Here is a 16,270-nt window from a genome sequence, read left to right on the forward strand (position 1 = left end):
GCCTTTTTTTACGCTATTTTCCGTCGAAACTGGCTGACCGCTCGTTCTTCCGGTAATCGAGCGGCGTGAAGCCGGCATACTCGGAAAATAGCCGGGAAAAATAACGCGAATTCGGAATCCCGACCCGGTCGGCAATTTCGTATACCTTCAAATCTGTCGTTCTAAGCAGCACTCTTGCCTCATTCAGCCGCACCTGCTGCACATAATCGTGAAAGCTTTGGCCCGTCTCCGCACGAAACAATGCAGCAAAACAACTGGGACTGAGACTAACTTGCCGCGCGACCTCTATCAGTTCAATATGAGTGTACTGGCTGGCAATTAAGGCGATTGCCTTTTTAATTTCCTTGCGCATGCTTCCGGGCATGGGCAAAGGCTGCAGCTGCCCCAGCGTATCCGCCAAGTGGCGTGCTTCGCAAACAATCGCCGCAGCGTGCAGCGCCGTCTCGGCTGTCTGCTTGAAGCTTAGCAGCTGTGCGTTTGCTCTCCCGCCGACTCCTTCTAGCTGCGAGCAGATGGCCCGCGCCATCTGTCTGACCTGCTCGGCAGGCGGCCGATACTGCCTCCCGATCGCATCGGCCCACTCAGTAAGCAGTGAGCCGGCTTCCGTGCCCTCCCCGCGCTGTATCGCATCTCCGATATTTTCCAGCAGGGAGCGAAACTGTTCTTGCGGAAAGGCGCTCCACGCCGGCGCTGTTTCTTCCCACACAATGTGCGAGCAAGGCATATAGAACCCTGCTTCGCATTGTGCAAGACTACGCTGATAGGCCAGCGGCAGATCAGCCGTTCGATGATAGACGGCGCCGGCAGCGACGACATAATCTGCCAGCCCCTTCTTGCTGCGGAGCCGGACACAGATCTTGCTGCACTGCTGGCTGTACCAGCCATAAAAAGAAGCGTCGTTTTCCCGACACATGGAATGAAAATATAAACACCACGTATCCGGCGTCAGCCTTACCGGTATACATCCCCGTTCGCGCTCCGTTTCCTCGGCCTCGACGGCAAACCATTCTTCCGCGAGCGCATCCTCCACTGCTGCAGCCGTTCTAATAACAGCCATTGCAAACCGGTCATGCACAAAGCCGCTCTTCCACAAACCGGAGATGGTCTGCTCCGACGGAAACAGCAGTACATCCTGCAGCAGAGCACGGACAATCAACTCGGTCTCTACATGCTCTTTACGCAGGGAAGCTGCCGTGCGCTCAAGCACATGGACCAATTCCTCCTCGCTGAGCATCACCTTTGTCAAATAATCGCCTGCCCCATATCGCAGCGCTGTCTGTACTTTGTCGAAATCCTCGTAACAGGTAAGCAGCACTACCTTGGGAGGGGACGGCCGCTGCTGAAGCTGCTGAAGCAGCTCCAGACCGTCCATTACCGGCATACCGATGTCAGTCACGACAATATCCGGCTTGAGCCGCTCCACACTTTGCAGCGCCTGCATCCCGTTTTCCGCCTCGCCTACAATCTCAAACCCTCGCGCAGCAAGCTGAAAACTGCGAATTCTCCGGAGCGCAAGCGGCTCATCATCGACCAGCAGCAATTTGACGGTTTGCCCCATCTGCTCCATCCCCCGTTTCAATCATTTTCAATCTGACTTTTACGGTCGTACCTGCAGCCGGTTCACTCTCGATCGATAAGCCATAGTTGGGGCCGTAATACAGCTGCACCCGCTCATGCACATTCCGGACTCCGATATGAGCGGCGCTGCTTTGCGAGGCGCCGGGGCCAGCGTAATTGGGCTTCAGCAGACTGTTAATTTTCTCTTTGCTCATGCCTACGCCGTTATCGGCCACAATAATTTCCAAATCCTTGCCCAGCTGTCTGACGCTTACGGACAGCTTCCCCTTTCTGTCTGTAAGCGGGCGGAGACCGTGAAACACTGCATTTTCCACAATAGGCTGCAGTACAAGCTTCAACATATGCGCACCGGCAAGGTCAGCCGGCGGATTTTGCACTTCAAATTCAAAGCTGTCGTCATTTTAACGGACAGACTGGATATACAAGTAATCCTTGACATAGGTCAATTCCTCATCCAGCCGGCGCAAAACATCGGTGCGGTCCAGCCCGTACTTCAGCAAGCGAATCAGCACGGTCATCACTGCATGAATTTCCGCTTTACTTTTGAAATCGACCATAATATCGATTGTATTTAGCGTATTGTACAGAAAATGCGGATTAATCTGCGCAAGCAGCATTTGAAAATCAGCCTGCCGCTTCTGCTCCTCCGTCTGCTTCAACGTCTCGATCAGTTCTTGAATGATGCGCATCATCCGGTTGAACTCCCGTGCCATCTCGCCAAATTCATCCGGCCTGGATACCTCGAACTGGTGATCCAGATGGCCGGTCGCAATATGGCGGATCCCTTTCGTTAAGGAAACAATCGGCTTCGTAAACCACCACGATACGATAATATAGATAAAGACAAGGCCCGCCGAGCCGAGCAGCAGAATCATAATGGCAAATTGAACGATCGGCTGGTAGTTGTTTTCCAGCGTCTTTACATCGCCAACGATGACAACCTTCCAGAAAGGCGCCTGATTCATATCGGAAATGACATAATATTGCTCATTTTTTTCAAAATTGGCTTTTGCCGCCGAAAGCGTTTTCGTATCACGTTCCGCAAATTCTAGCGTTTCATAACTGTTGCGCGCGACAATTGTAATTGAGTAGATGAGCCGGTCATTTCGGTCGTAAAGCAAGGTGCGCGTATCGTAGCTGCCGGCAACAAGTCCGCTCTTATCGAGGTAGACTACCCCGCGCACCAGCTCCGGCCTCGTCTGCGTCGCCGCCTCCATCGAGCGGATCCAGTCTGCAGGCGTCGTCATATCGTACAAAATCTCGTTTTCTATTGCCAGTACGTTCAACACCAAATCATTCATCTGGCTTTCCATTAGCCGAACCGACTGTACGACCATGCCGTTCAAGGCACTCTCCTGAGTCTGACGTAAAAATGAGGTGGTATTTGACTGCGCCAGCCAAATAATCGCCGCTTCCAATATAAGACTAGGCAGAATCAGCCAGATCAGCAGCTTGGTCCGCGCCCCAGTTCGTCCGCCCAGCCGCAAGGCCACACCTTCTTTCACAATGGTAGACAATGTTTGTACATCAAGTATACCTGTCATCTCCTATCGGTCAAGGGGGATAACAGGTATACCGAAGTGCCGCAGCAATATTTAACTATGGCTTGCCTGCGCCAAGCTGCTCGGCAGCCTGATCGATCAGCTTCTGCCCGCCCGCTTTTTTCCATTCCTCCACATATTTATCCCAATCGTCAAAGCTGCGCTTGCCCAGCACAAAGGCGATTTCATTTTTCTGCACAAAATCCTTAATGCGGTTCGAGGTTGGTCCATCCAGGTTAAGGAGCATATCGTAATTTTTGACGCGCGGATAACTGCGAACGATGTCCTGATATTTATCCCCCGCTTCATTATACGGAAATTCGGGTGAATATTTATGGCGCTCCCAAATTAGCGTATAGCCTACCGACTGCCAATCCATCATCCCTTTCAGCTCCGGCTTCATTTCATTTTGCAGGGTGACCATATCGGAATCATAATAATAAGTGCCGTCATCATTTTTGGTCACCTTGGTATAATCCGGCCAAATTTCCGGTCCGCCGCCTTGGTTGCCTACCCAATAATATTTGTTCGGGTACTGCACGGCGTCCAGGAAATGAGCAATCCGTTTCATTTTGCCGGGGTCATCGCCAACCTTCTTGGAGATGATGAAAATGCCGCCGGGCGAACCGCCGGGTCCGAGCTTGCCGTCGCTGTTTTGCGCGGATGTAAGCGGCGGCACCGGCGCCCAGTTTTTGAGCGTATCCGCATTATTTTGCGAGGCGGAAAATTGCTCCTGCAGCAAATTCCAGCCCGGGTAATTGACCATCCCGATTTTGTTCTGCAGCGAGTATGATTTGAACTGCTCCCACTGGATCGTATACCAGTCCGGAGCGAGCAGCTTGTTGTCATTGAGCTTTTTTACAAATTCCAGGAACGCCTTCGTCGTACCGTCCAGCATCGGATGATTGATCTTGTCGTCCTTCACATTCCAGCTGCGATGGCCGAACATATCGATCAAACCCGCCATCATCCCCCAGCCCTGTCCGGCGCCCGCCGCGCCCATGAACCAAGTGTCCGCTTTGCCGTTGCCGTCCGGATCCCGCTCGGCGACCGCTTTGGCATATTCAAACAATTCATCCGCTGTTTTCGGCATTTCCATGCCCAGCTTCTCGAGCCAATCCTGCCGGATAAAGTTGCCCCATACGTCCGGGAAAGTAGGCAGACGCGGTATGCCGATCATATTGCCGCCATCTGTCGCCCATTTTTTATATTCCGCCGTGACATAATTCATCATTTGCGGCATATACGGAAGAATTTGCGTCGCATCGAGCAACTGGTTCTGTTTAAACAGCGTCTGCGCGATCGCCCGGTCGCCCAGCAGCACCACATCAGGCGCATCGCCGGATGCAAAGCGGACATTGGTTTTATTGATCAAATCTTCCCCCGCCAAATTAGTGAAATTAATTTTTACATTGAAAGTTTTCTCATAAAACTCCTTGATCAAATCCTTCGTCGCAGGCTGATTAATAAAGCCGCCCAGCATAATATCAAGCGAATACGATTTGCTCATATCGTCATACGCATAGCTCTTGTCATAATCGACCGCTGTCGGCACCTCTGGAAAGGCATCTGGAAATTGCAAATCTTCCGGCTTCACTACATTGTCTTCCGCCCCGCCACCGGCCGCTCCTTCTTTTTTGTCCGTGTCGGCAGGCTTGTTGCCCGTATCGGCCGGCTTATTGCCGCTATCCTTCTCCGTTTTGCCAGATGCCGGACCGTTATTCACTTTACTGCTGCATGCCGCCAGCAGCAGTGCCATCACAAGCAGCAGCGAAATTGTAACGACGGTTGTTTTTCTCAACATACCATATCCCCTTTTCATTTCGTGAAATAATAGGTTGCATCTATGCCTAGAAGCCCGCGGCGCTTCAACAGCAACATCATGACACTGGGAGCAAGCATGATACAGACTAGCCTTTCACTGCCCCCATGTAAACACCTTTTACAAAATATTTTTGCAGAAAGGGATAAACCATCAGAATCGGCAGCGTTCCGACAATGACGGTTGCCATCTTCATCGATTCCGGCGTAACAGCGCTGCCGTTAATGACAAGCGACTGCATCGCATCACTCGAAGCGGCTGTAAGCATATTTTTGAGCACAAGCTGCATCGGGAACAGATTCGCATCGTTTAAATAGACCATGGCATCAAACCAACTGTTCCAGTGAAAAACGACATTGAACAGGCCGATTGCAGCCAGAGCCGGAGCGGCCAGCGGAATGACTACGCGCATGAGCATTTGCAAATCTCCGGCGCCATCTATTTTTCCAGCCTCAATCAAACCGTCCGGCAAATTCTCGATGAAGATTTTAATGACAAGCAGGCCGAAGCTGTCTACAAGGTAGAGCAGCACAAGCGACCATAAAGAGTCGATTAGCCCCAGCTGTTTGACGACAAGATAGGTGGGAATAAGCCCGCCGCTGAACAGAATCGTCGAGACGACGAGCAGCAGCATAATGGAGCGCCCCGGCAGCGTCCGGATCGAAAGCACATAAGCGCCGATTACAGACATCAACAGCATGAGGCTGGTGCCCATCGCGCTGCGGAAGACAGACACTCCGAACGATTTCCAAATAAGCGGCGAAGAGAGAATGCGCTCATAAGCGGCAAATGTCGGTTCATGCGGAATGATGACAAAATAGTTGCGCTGCATCATTTCCACCTGCCCGGTAAGCGACATGCCCAGCACATAGAGCAGAGGGAATACCGCCGATGCGACGACGGCGATCACGATCGCATGGATAATGATCTGATAGGTTCTCTCCGATTTGGATTTATAGATCATGCAAGCGTCCTCCTTTATGTTGAAGCAGGCAGGCTACCAGATTCCGCGGCCGGACAGCCTTTTGGCAAAAAAGTTGCATATGATGACGAGCGCCAGCCCGATTACCGACTGGAGCAGGCCAACCGCCGTAGCCAGGCTGAACTGCAATCTCGCCAGCCCTTCGCGATATACCCAGGTATCAATAATATCAGCCGTATCATAGACTGCATCATTGTAAAACAATAAAACCTGCTCTCCGCCCGCGTTCAGCAGGAAGCCGAGATTAATGCAAAGCACAAAGGTCATGACCGGCATAATGCTCGGCAGTGTAATATGCCGCATCCGTTTGAGCGGCCCCGCGCCGTCGATAACCGCGGCTTCATACAATTGAGCGTCAACCGTAGACAGCGCCGCCAAATAAATAATCGTACTCCATCCGATTTCCTTCCACAGCGCAGAACCGATCAGAATCGGCCTGAACCAGGCGGAATCCAGCAAAAATTCATGCCGCTCGAAGCCGAAGGCGTCCAGCATATTGTTGATATAGCCGTAGCCCACCGAGAAGAAGCCAAAGACAACCCCAAAGACGATAACCCAAGAGAAAAAATGAGGAATATACACTAAAGTTTGCAGCCATTTCTTCAGTTTCCTGGTCACCATATCATGAAACAAAATGGCCAGAATGATCGGCGGAACAAAACCGATTGCCAGACGCGAACAACTAATCTCGACCGTATTGCGAATAACGCCCGGGATGTCCGACGACAGAAATATATCCTCAAAGTTCTGCAGGCCGACCCACGGACTGGCAAATATGCCTGAGCCCAATTGCAAATCCTTGAAGGCCACTACCCAGGCCAGCAATATCGGCCAGTATTTGAATATGACAAAGTAAGCAAAAACGGGAACAAACAGCAAGTATGCGGTTCTGTGTTGCTGTATACGCTTCCAAAGCGAAGGCTTCAACGACCTGCCTGTATAGCTGGCGATAGCGGGCTGAGCCGGTACAGCTGCCGCTGCTCCAGCGCCCGCCTGAGGCTCTACGTTCGACATCCAGTGTCCTCCTTGAATTTGCTGTCAAAGCGGTTTGATAGCGCTTTCAAATAGATTATATCACGCCCGTTTTGCTGAAATGTTCATTGTGTGATTGAAAATGTATACGGAGAAACTGTCATTGAGATCCACGGTCCGGCAAACTGTCCAAGCTGCCTCAGCGCATGCCTGCCGCCTTTCGATGAACGGAACAGGTGCTCAAATGTTGCAGTTTTTGCAAGCTGTTGATTTACCACAATAGTTTATAGCTCTATTTTACTAGGAATTATTTACATCGTCCGACTAAATGGATTTTCTACAGTTCGTTTTTTGTTTTGTTCGTTAGATAGCCCGACTAGATGGAAAACCTACAGTTAGAATGGGAGTTAGAGATGGATAGACTCGATTTGGCCCAATCTAGCTGGATGATTTCCAGTTAGACTGCAAAATCCGTCTGTTCTGGCGTATATACCTACATAAAATCCAGTTAGTTTGGAGTAAGGAAGCCGAGATCAGCTTTCACCAGACGTACAGTTTTTTCAACACATGCATGGCCGGAAGCGAGCATACCCGCGAATTGTTGCAGCCTCGCCCCATCGTAGCCACTCAAATCCCGTTTACCCCCTGACAATACCGATTGCAAAATTGGGCGTTTTTGATGTAGAATAGCATTCAAACAATATTGAATAAAGGAAAAATTATTTAATAGAGGAAACACATTTCCTGCACTAACTTATGCGGCGGCACGCATGCTGGGAGTTCCCTATGGACAAGGCTTTTTGTTAGGGCGCCCCGGCAGGCTGAAGACAAATTTTTGAAACTTCATCGGAACAGTTCCGTAAATATCAGGTGATCAATTTATTGCGAAGCGAGGATGAGTATTTTGAAAGTCATCAAGTCTGCACTGTTTGTATTATTAAGCTTTTTGCTTCTGGCTGGCTGCGGATTAGTAGAGCAAAACACGGAAGCGAAAGGGCTCATCAGCTTTGAAAATGTCGCAAGCTACATAAAAGCCAATAACAAATTGCCGGACAATTTCATTACCAAAAAAGAAGCGAAGAAGCTGGGCTGGGACGCCCAGCGCGGGAATTTGAATGAAGTTGCGCCGGGCAAAAGCATTGGCGGCGATGTCTTTCAAAATCGGGAAAAACAGCTGCCCAGCAAGAAAGGCAGAATATGGTACGAAGCAGATATCAATTATAAATCCGGCCACCGGGGCAAAGACCGCATTCTATTTTCCAATGATGGGTTAATCTATAAAACGGAAGACCATTACAAGACGTTTGAACAAATCAAATGAAGCTTTGGGAGGATCGGAAATTGCGCGAAGTTATATTGGACGGCGGAAAAATCAATAGCCGCGATCAACTGCACGCTTTCTTAAAAGAAGCTCTGGAATTGCCCGAGTACTACGGCGACAATTTGGATGCCTTATGGGATTGTCTGACTGAAGAAGCAGGAATGCCGCTTACGGTCCGTTGGCTGCATTTTCAAAAGAGTGAAGAAAAACTTGGCGAATACAGCCAGCTGTTACTACAGCTTTTTCGGGACGCCGAATGTGAATTGGAAGATTTCCGCTTGCTGCTTGAGTGAAAAAGAAGAACCGCTTCTACCGATAAGGTTAGAGCGGTTCTTTTATTTCCTATTACAGACCCCAGAACCAGTTAAAGCCTCTGTTTTTCTTTGCAGACTTCCAATGATTAGAGCTAGGTTCAGTTACAGCAGGTTGAGATTGTGTCTGAGCAGGTTGCCGCGATACGGCAGGAGCTTGTCCGCTGCCAGAAATTACGCGGCGTGCAGTAACGAAAGTTTTGTCCCAGGTACTGCCTGCAAAATTGGAAATCGTGACGCCGATTCCGACTCTGTACGTATGAATTATTTTACCGTCGCCCATGTAAATGGCCACATGATTAATGATGCCGTCATGATTCGTATCCGCGAAGATCAGATCACCCGATTGCAATTGATCCTTGCTGACAGGTGTTCCTACATTAGCTTGTTGTCTTGAAGAGCGGGGGAGATTGATCCCATTTTGCTCAAATACGTATTGGGTAAACGAAGAACAATCAAACTCATCTGTTCGTCCGCTGGGGGCGCCAAATTTATACGGAACGCCCATAAACTGTTTAGCTGTTGAAATCACCTGATCTGCAACAGAAACACTTGATTCTGCAGCCGCTTGCACCGGTTGAGCCGTAAGAAGCATGCTTCCGGAAAAGGCAACCGAGAGACTGAGACTGATTCCTATGAATGTTTTGCCGATCCGGCTTTTCTTGGTGTTGTTCATAGTGTCCTCCCTAATAAGTTAGATAAGTTAGGGTGATTACCTAAGAGCATCATACCATATTTAAAAATACCAACACTTTCCGGGACGATTGCAAACCCTTTCACACAGTAACACGAACTTCATTTATTAGAAATTAGTGAGAAATATTTTAATAATTCCTCTTGACAAAGACTATAGGGTATACAGGTAAAGTCCCATCGTCATTTCAATGAGCGAAAAGAAACCCCGGATTCGGCTCCGGGGCAATAAGATAACCTTAAATTCGCACTTGCGCTCGATACTGTCCCGGCGTTAAACCTGTCCACTTCTTAAAAGCGTTTTGAAATGCACTAGGCTCCGAAAAATTCAGCAAATAGGCAATATCGCCGATCGAGTGCTCTCTTTTCTTCAAATAACTGATGGCCAGTTCCTTACGTACCCGAACAGATAGTTCATTATAGGAAGTCTGCTCTGCTTTCAATTTATTTTGGAGCGTTCTTGTGCTTATGCCAAAATAGTCCGCAGTTTGCTGCAAGGTTGGAAAAAAGGATGGAACACATTTCTTCATCCACTGCGCCACCTGATCTGAATACGCACTTACCTGGGTCAACTCATCCTTGGTTTCCTGCGCAATGTTTTCGAATACCTCCAGCAGCCTTGCATCCGAGTACATAATCGGAGAATTTAGCACGTCCTTGCTCATGCACAGCACATTGTCTTTCCCGCCAAAGCAGGGCACCCTCCCGAATACCTCCATATAGGGCTGCATGTCCGCCGGCGCGTCATGCATAAAGTGAATCTCATTGAGTGAGATCCGTTGGCCGCCAAGCCTGCCCAGTAAATGATAAAGTGAGCTCGCCATCTCCTCTATTGTATGACGCGATATTTGACCGGGATGATTTAACAAAAAACGGATAAGGAGATCGTCTCCTTCCACTTCCCAATCCAGATTGAATACGTTGCACAAAATCGCATTGTATCTCTGATAAGCGGCCAGCGCATCGGAGATCGTTTTGGAATGCAAGATGACATAACCGAAAATCCCCATATCGGCAAGCTCTGTAATCTGTCCCTGGTGCAAGCCAAAATAATCGTCTTGCGTGTAATTGGCTGCGGCGATCAGCAATCGCTCCAATTCCGCTTCGCTAATGCGCGCTTCTGTATCCTGGAGTACGCCGCTGTCAAACGAAGCATATGTGAAAAACTTCTCTATTTCATAGCCTTTATGGGCTATTGTCTTCATAATCGGATAAACCATTGAAATAGGAACGCCCGGATTTTTCAATTTCCACTCCCCTTGTTGCGCAAATTAGCAATTTCATTGCGCTGTTGATTATTCATTTCTTTTACGATTCGTCCTATGCTAAACAGAGTTTATTATATCGCAAACAGGAGGAACTGAATATGAAATCCAAAATTCTCGTTATTAACGGACATCCCGACCCGCAGAGCTTCTGTACGGCCTTGTCCGATGCTTATATGAAGGGGGCCGCGGCCAGCAAAGCCGAAGTTCGCTCTATTGATTTGAGCAAGATCAAATTTGACCCGAATCTGAAGTTTGGCTACCGCAAAAGAACGGAATTGGAGGAAGATCTTATCGAAGCGCAAAACCTCATCCGCTGGGCAGACCACCTAGTATTTGTTTATCCGACATGGTGGGGTGTGATGCCGGCTATCCTGAAAGGATTTATCGATCGAGTCTTCCTCCCTGGCTTTGCTTATAAATACCGAGAAAATTCTTCTCTAGTGGACAAGCTCTTAACCGACAAATCCGCTCATTTGATCGTCACTGCCGATACTCCGTTCTGGTACAACAAGTTGGCATATAAAAATGCCGAATACAACGTGATGAAACGCAACATCTTAAAATTTTGCGGAGTGTCGCCTGTACGTGTTACTGAACTTGGCCCGATCAGAGGGTCGTCAGAGAAGGCGCGAACGCAATGGCTGGCTAAAGTGAATCAGCTTGGGTCAAAATTGGCCTGATTCGTAAAACGGCAAAGAATTGGGCATTATAAAAAATAATGGGTATCCGGATTTTATAAGTGGAAAAGGGCTTATAATCCGCCCTTCTCCAATTTTTCAATCAAGGTGGAAATGTCGATACCAAGAAGCTCGTTACGCTCACGCACAACGCCAATAGGAGTCATTTTATCGAACATCGGGAAGTTGGATGCCGTGCCAGCCGCTTACATCGCATTGGCCATATACATTATCACCCACAGCAACCACCGTGCCGTCCGATTTAAGGCCGAGAGTATGAGCGCAACCCGCCGCAACCGCCACAATATCGCGCCAGCCACTTACATTGCATTGGCCATGCTCATTCCAACCCACAGCCGCCACAGTACCGTCCGATTTAAGGCCGATGGTATGATTACTACCCGCCGCTATCGCCACAATACCGCGCCAGCCGCTTACATCGCATTGGTCATGCTTATTCAAACCCACAGCCGCCACAGTGCCGTCAGATTTAAGCCCAACGGTATGAAGGTAACCCGCCGCTGCCGCCACTATGTCGCGCCAGCCGCTTACATTTCATTGGCCATACCGATTTATGTTCACCTAATACGCGAAGCAATAGACAAACTTCGTCGATCAAATATCATTTTACCGGCTATTACAACGATTGAGAGGGTGTTATGGGGCAGTGAATCCATATACCTCGCGTATTTCTTTTAGATGGTCCCAAAGTGTGTTTTCCCTTTGGGCATACAAGGAAAAAACTTCTGGCTCAATATCTAGCTGTTTGGCAAGATAATCAAGCAAGAAGTCGGGGATTTCCTTATTATCAGTTAAGCTCCATCCTGGATACCGGAGTAGTCCTAGTTGAACAGCAAAGCCTAATCGGTTATGGTCTCGTCGGTCAAAAACTCCCAAGCCATAGCCAGCCTGTGTATTCCCTCCTCTATCCGCTCACAAGACAATCCTCCGTAACCGATCACGAATTCGTTTACTGCCTCGGCTTTGTAGGCATTAGCCTTAGCGATAACATGAAAATCCGTCACCGGACGAACAATGATCCCTGCCTGTCTCCCGCGTTCAAGAAGCTCCTTCGCAGACAACGATGTCCTCACCGCAAGGCACGCATGCAGACCCGAAGAAGCACCTGATACGTGGGCATGTTCTTTGAAATGGCACGCGACTGCTGATATAAGTGTCTTCCGATTAGCGTTGTATATGGTTCTCATTTTTCGGAGGTGCCGATGGAGATGTCCCTCCTCCATAATCGAGCCATTGTGATTTGGGTTAAACGGGATGCGGTTCCGTCGTAACTTGATAATTCGTATTCGTACCGCGCAAACAGTTCCGGCGGCAGGATGAGGTAACCCAAGCGCAGAGCAGGGGCCAACGCTTTAGAGAACGTTCCCATATAGATGACCCGACCACTATTATTAATGGCGGATTCACCAAATTCACATATAAGGCTCCCTTAACGTTGTAAATCTGCGTTTTGCTGGTGGAACCCCTGCTATATATCCCAAGGCTTACTTGATATAATATTTCCGAGGTGATTAGAAATGGCCGAAAACCGACTGTTTCAGATGGTCTATCTGCTGCTTGAAAAGAAGAATATGACGGCCCCCGAACTGGCAACACACTTTGAAGTATCGGTAAGGACGATATATAGAGATATTGATATGTTAAGCGCCGCGGGCATTCCTGTTTATACAACGCAAGGCAAGGGCGGCGGCATTTCCATCCGGGACAATTTTGTACTGAATAAGTCCTTGATTTCTGAACAGGAGCAGCAGCAGATCCTAATGGCGCTGCAGGGGATCAACATTGTAGGCGGCGGGAACACAAGTGCCCTGCTTGCTAAATTGGGCGGAATTTTTCAAAAGCAGAATGTGAACTGGATAGAAGTAGACTTTTCTGAGTGGCATAGAACGAATGAAAATGTGTTCCAAACACTCAAAAACGCGATTTTCCAAAACAAAAAGGTTTCCTTCAAATATTTTAGCGGTAAAGGGGAAGCTACAGACAGGTTCGTCGAACCGCTTAAATTGGTTTTTAAAAGCAAGGATTGGTTTTTATATGCTTACTGCGGCATGCGTAAAGATTATCGTTTTTTTAAACTTATGCGGATCAAAGAACTGGCGATCACGGTGCAAAGTTTCACACGCACCGCACCTGCGCAAATATTTGAGCATTTCGATACAGTTAAAGAAGAAGCTGTCTCGCTTACTCTATTATTCGACAAGGTAATGGCTTTTCGCGTTTATGATCATTTTGATGATGTGATTGAAAGAGAAGATGGCGACTTTTTAGTGAAGCTCTCCTTGCCGTATAACGAGTGGCTGTTTAACTACCTGCTTTCTTTCGGTGATAAGGTTGAGGTTCTGGCTCCGCAAATTATCCGTGAGGAAATCAAAGTGAGAATTAACAATATGAAAAATAAATACAAAACCTGACACAGGATTGCAGGTTTTATAGGTTACGATTAAATCAAAAACAGGAATGAGGGTTTGATCGTGAAGCAAGAATGGCGAAAACATGAAAAAGCGTTTTATAGTATCAAAGCACAACCTTCACTTATTGTAATGCCTCCCCAAAACTTTATCATGATTAGCGGAAAAGGCAATCCGAACAAGGAAGATTTTGCCGAAAGGGTTGGCGTTCTTTATTCATTGGCCTATCCGATCAAAATGAGGTACAAAGCATTATGCAGCATGAATCTGGAGCAGCGTGAGCAATTTGTATATCAAGATTTTACTGTATATCCGCTGGAAGGCGTTTGGACATCTTCCAACCCGGACAACCCTTTAGACAAGGATAGCTTTATTTATACGATCATGATTAGGCAGCCTGACTTTATTACAAAAGAAATGTTTGAAGCGGCATATAAGGCCGCGGAACAGAAGAAGCCGCATCCGTTCTTGAAAGAAGTTGTATTTGATACAATGGAAGACGGACTTTGTGTTCAAATGCTCCATAAAGGCCCATTTTAGGATGAACCGGCATCGATGGCTATAATGGATGCGTTTGTCAGAGAGCAAGGGTGCAGCAGGGTGAACCATGTACATAGGGAAATATACCTCACCGATGCCAGAAAAACTGCTCCTGACAAAAAACAAACGATTTTGCGTTATCAAGTGAGCAAATAAGGGAAGGCGGCACGTTTCACGTCACCTGTACGCGTCCTGCTTTGTTAGCAGCTCTTAGATACTTGGCCGACTAAAGGGATTTTCTGCAGTTAAATGCTAGCTTTTTGCGCTAGTTAGCCAGACTAGATGGAAAACCTGTAGTTAGATTAGGAGTTAGAGGTAGAAATGCTCGATTTGGTTCGAAATAGCTGCATGATTTCCATTTAGATTGCCAAAATCGTCTTTCCTGGCTTATTTACCTGCATAAAATCCAGTTGAACGCCCATGCCGCTGCGCGCCGCATAGAAAAAACCGCCTATCTCAACAAACTGAGTTGAAATAGGCGGTTGACCCGCTTTTGAGAACCATATCATCTCAGCGGTCTGCCGGGAACTGAAGCCCGATCTGTCTTCTCACTTCGTCCAAAATGTCCATCACGACGGCAGAGACGGACAATGAATTGACCTCTGATTCTGTACGGTCTTCCTTAATAAGGCGGATAAATTCCTCCAGCTCGTAGAACATACTGTGCTCTACAACCGGTCTGGACAGATCCGTCTTGCGGCCGTCCCGATAGTGAAGGGAAACGTTGACCGGCTCACTTATTTTACCGATAACGATATTGCCGGCCTCGCCCTGAATTTCGTTCGGCAGCGCAGAATCCGTTATTTTGGAATAGAAGAGAACCGCATCCATGCCATCATACTCCAATATCATGCTCCCTTCGCCGTCGACGCCAGATTCCAGCAGAAAGCCTGAAGCCTTAACCGAATTCGGTTTGCCAAACAGTACCACCGCAGGGTAAACGCAATAGATTCCGATATCCATAAGCGCCCCATTGGAAAATTCTGGACGGAACGCATTAAGCACCTCACCTGCTTTGTAGGCATCATACCGAGACGAATACTGGCAAAAGCTTGCCACATAACGCCGAATAGCGCCAAGCTCGCCGATATGCTCCCTTACCGCGGCAAAGCCCGGCATCAGCGTCGATTTGACCGCCTCCATCAGCAGCACGCCATGTCGCTTCGCTGCCTCAATCATCTCGCCGAGCTCCCGGCTGTTTGACGCAATCGGCTTCTCGCACAGCACATGCACGCCATGCTGCATGACCGTTATCGCCTGCTTCGCATGGAAGCTGTTCGGGCTCGCGATATAAAGCGCATCGATCTCGCCGCTTGCCGCCATTGCCTCTACGTCTGTATATGTATGCGGAATGCTGTGCTTCTGGGCGAACTCGCGAGCCCGCTCCTCCGTCCGGGAATAGACCGCCGCCAGCCGGAACTCCGGGTGAAGCTTTGCAGCAGCCAGAAATCGTTCTGTAATCCAGTTCGTACCGATAATACCGAATCGTATCATACTCGTAACAGCTCCTTCTTTAGCAAACACTGATTCTTCTATATTACAGCGGGGCGGAATGAATGCCAAGCTTACTTTCGCTGCTCTGCGCACATCGCCACCAGCGATACGCTCTGCCAATTGAGCTCTTTGGATTAGCTTCATGCTTGTTAATCTGTATGAATTTTCATATAGAATCGTTGAAATGAACCGTACATCCTTCATTCTATATGATTTTTCGTACAGATTCATCACTTTTGCCTTCTTAACGTTAAATCTATATGATATGTCATACACAATTTAAAAGACAGCTCTCTTTTCGAATAATCGAAATAGAGAGCTGTCTTCAAGTTCTCGCCGCGTGTCACTAAGGGACGCGAATTGCCTCCATTTGACTGCAGTTGGTTAAACGATACGAATAATGTTCCGGCAATTTTAACGTATACAGGAGCTTCCCATTTTCTTTTCGCCAATTGAGCCCAATAACGTCATCTCTGACAGGGATTTGTCCTGCACACTCCTTCAGCGGCAAATCCGTGAATATTTCGATGAAATAGAGCCGTCATTCCGGTTGTGTGTGAGCCAGTGCTCCGGGAAAAATGAGCCACCTCTCCGGGGGAGGGAGCCACCCGTACAGCGGTAGCTCCCGAGCGTTTAATTGAT

The 16,270-nt window shown here is 48.3% G+C and carries 16 protein-coding genes and 2 pseudogenes; 5 read left to right on the plus strand and 13 right to left on the minus strand.

From position 1 onward, the window contains the following. Positions 1-13: 13 nt before the first annotated feature. From ACFQ0N_RS36825 to ACFQ0N_RS36850, 6 genes are all read right to left on the minus strand, one after another. A complete protein-coding gene (locus tag ACFQ0N_RS36825; RefSeq protein ID WP_379335254.1) occupies positions 14-1,558 on the minus strand; it encodes a response regulator in 1,545 nt (514 codons plus the stop codon). Beyond that, a complete protein-coding gene (locus ACFQ0N_RS36830; RefSeq protein ID WP_379335256.1) occupies positions 1,524-1,919 on the minus strand; it encodes a sensor histidine kinase in 396 nt (131 codons plus the stop codon). Before ACFQ0N_RS36830 ends, ACFQ0N_RS36825 begins: the two co-directional genes overlap by 35 nt. 60 nt (positions 1,920-1,979) lie before the next feature. Continuing rightward, positions 1,980-3,095, minus strand: a complete 1,116-nt coding sequence (locus ACFQ0N_RS36835) for a sensor histidine kinase (RefSeq protein WP_379335258.1) — start codon at positions 3,093-3,095, stop codon at positions 1,980-1,982. A gap of 82 nt (positions 3,096-3,177) precedes the next feature. After that, positions 3,178-4,923 carry an extracellular solute-binding protein gene (locus tag ACFQ0N_RS36840; protein WP_379335260.1) on the minus strand — a complete coding sequence of 582 codons (1,746 nt, stop codon included), beginning with the start codon at positions 4,921-4,923 and terminating at the stop codon, positions 3,178-3,180. Between the two features lie 106 nt (positions 4,924-5,029). After that, the gene (locus tag ACFQ0N_RS36845; protein WP_379335263.1) at positions 5,030-5,905 is read right to left on the minus strand and encodes a carbohydrate ABC transporter permease; all 876 of its coding nucleotides are present in this window, start codon (positions 5,903-5,905) and stop codon (positions 5,030-5,032) included. Positions 5,906-5,938: 33 nt separating this feature from the next. Further along, a complete protein-coding gene (locus tag ACFQ0N_RS36850) occupies positions 5,939-6,937 on the minus strand; it encodes an ABC transporter permease (protein WP_379335265.1) in 999 nt (332 codons plus the stop codon). 853 nt (positions 6,938-7,790) lie between these two features. Here ACFQ0N_RS36850 and ACFQ0N_RS36855 point away from each other — a divergent pair. Further along, positions 7,791-8,216, plus strand: coding sequence for a ribonuclease domain-containing protein (locus ACFQ0N_RS36855; RefSeq protein ID WP_379335267.1), 426 nt, complete (start codon positions 7,791-7,793; stop codon positions 8,214-8,216). Positions 8,217-8,236: 20 nt separating this feature from the next. Beyond that, positions 8,237-8,509 (plus strand): barstar family protein, encoded by a 273-nt coding sequence (locus ACFQ0N_RS36860; RefSeq protein ID WP_379335269.1) that lies wholly within the window; start codon positions 8,237-8,239, stop codon positions 8,507-8,509. A gap of 52 nt (positions 8,510-8,561) precedes the next feature. Here ACFQ0N_RS36860 and ACFQ0N_RS36865 read toward each other — a convergent pair whose 3' ends face one another. Then, positions 8,562-9,203 carry a C40 family peptidase gene (locus ACFQ0N_RS36865; protein WP_379335271.1) on the minus strand — a complete coding sequence of 214 codons (642 nt, stop codon included), beginning with the start codon at positions 9,201-9,203 and terminating at the stop codon, positions 8,562-8,564. Between the two features lie 256 nt (positions 9,204-9,459). Further along, entirely contained in the window at positions 9,460-10,467 is a 1,008-nt protein-coding gene (locus tag ACFQ0N_RS36870; protein ID WP_379335273.1) for an AraC family transcriptional regulator, read from the minus strand. Between the two features lie 119 nt (positions 10,468-10,586). Between ACFQ0N_RS36870 and ACFQ0N_RS36875 the strand changes: the two genes are divergently transcribed. Beyond that, complete coding sequence (locus tag ACFQ0N_RS36875) at positions 10,587-11,168, plus strand: NAD(P)H-dependent oxidoreductase (RefSeq protein WP_379335275.1); 582 nt, start codon at positions 10,587-10,589, stop codon at positions 11,166-11,168. Positions 11,169-11,333: 165 nt separating this feature from the next. Here ACFQ0N_RS36875 and ACFQ0N_RS36880 read toward each other — a convergent pair. The 3 genes and pseudogenes from ACFQ0N_RS36880 to ACFQ0N_RS36890 form a co-directional block, all read right to left on the minus strand. Further along, a pseudogene (locus tag ACFQ0N_RS36880) lies at positions 11,334-11,747 on the minus strand (chromosome condensation regulator); the annotation flags it as partial. Between the two features lie 87 nt (positions 11,748-11,834). Beyond that, positions 11,835-12,047, minus strand: a pseudogene (locus ACFQ0N_RS36885) (DUF4158 domain-containing protein); the annotation flags it as partial. Further along, on the minus strand, positions 12,026-12,247 hold the full coding sequence (locus ACFQ0N_RS36890; RefSeq protein WP_379335277.1) for a hypothetical protein: 222 nt from the start codon (positions 12,245-12,247) through the stop codon (positions 12,026-12,028). The gene ACFQ0N_RS36890 and the pseudogene ACFQ0N_RS36885, both read right to left, overlap by 22 nt. Positions 12,248-12,727: 480 nt before the next feature. Between ACFQ0N_RS36890 and ACFQ0N_RS36895 the strand changes: the two genes are divergently transcribed. Continuing rightward, on the plus strand, positions 12,728-13,597 hold the full coding sequence (locus ACFQ0N_RS36895; protein WP_379335279.1) for a helix-turn-helix transcriptional regulator: 870 nt from the start codon (positions 12,728-12,730) through the stop codon (positions 13,595-13,597). A 60-nt stretch (positions 13,598-13,657) separates the two neighbouring features. Beyond that, positions 13,658-14,134 (plus strand): GyrI-like domain-containing protein, encoded by a 477-nt coding sequence (locus ACFQ0N_RS36900; protein ID WP_379335281.1) that lies wholly within the window; start codon positions 13,658-13,660, stop codon positions 14,132-14,134. 359 nt (positions 14,135-14,493) lie between these two features. Here ACFQ0N_RS36900 and ACFQ0N_RS36905 read toward each other — a convergent pair whose 3' ends face one another. Next, positions 14,494-14,643 carry a hypothetical protein gene (locus tag ACFQ0N_RS36905; protein WP_379335283.1) on the minus strand — a complete coding sequence of 50 codons (150 nt, stop codon included), beginning with the start codon at positions 14,641-14,643 and terminating at the stop codon, positions 14,494-14,496. A gap of 1 nt (position 14,644) precedes the next feature. Then, complete coding sequence (locus ACFQ0N_RS36910) at positions 14,645-15,628, minus strand: Gfo/Idh/MocA family protein (protein WP_379335285.1); 984 nt, start codon at positions 15,626-15,628, stop codon at positions 14,645-14,647. Positions 15,629-16,270 lie beyond the last annotated feature (642 nt).

The organism is Paenibacillus sp. GCM10027626 (genome assembly GCF_042676285.1).
Lineage (GTDB): Bacteria > Bacillota > Bacilli > Paenibacillales > Paenibacillaceae > Paenibacillus_Z.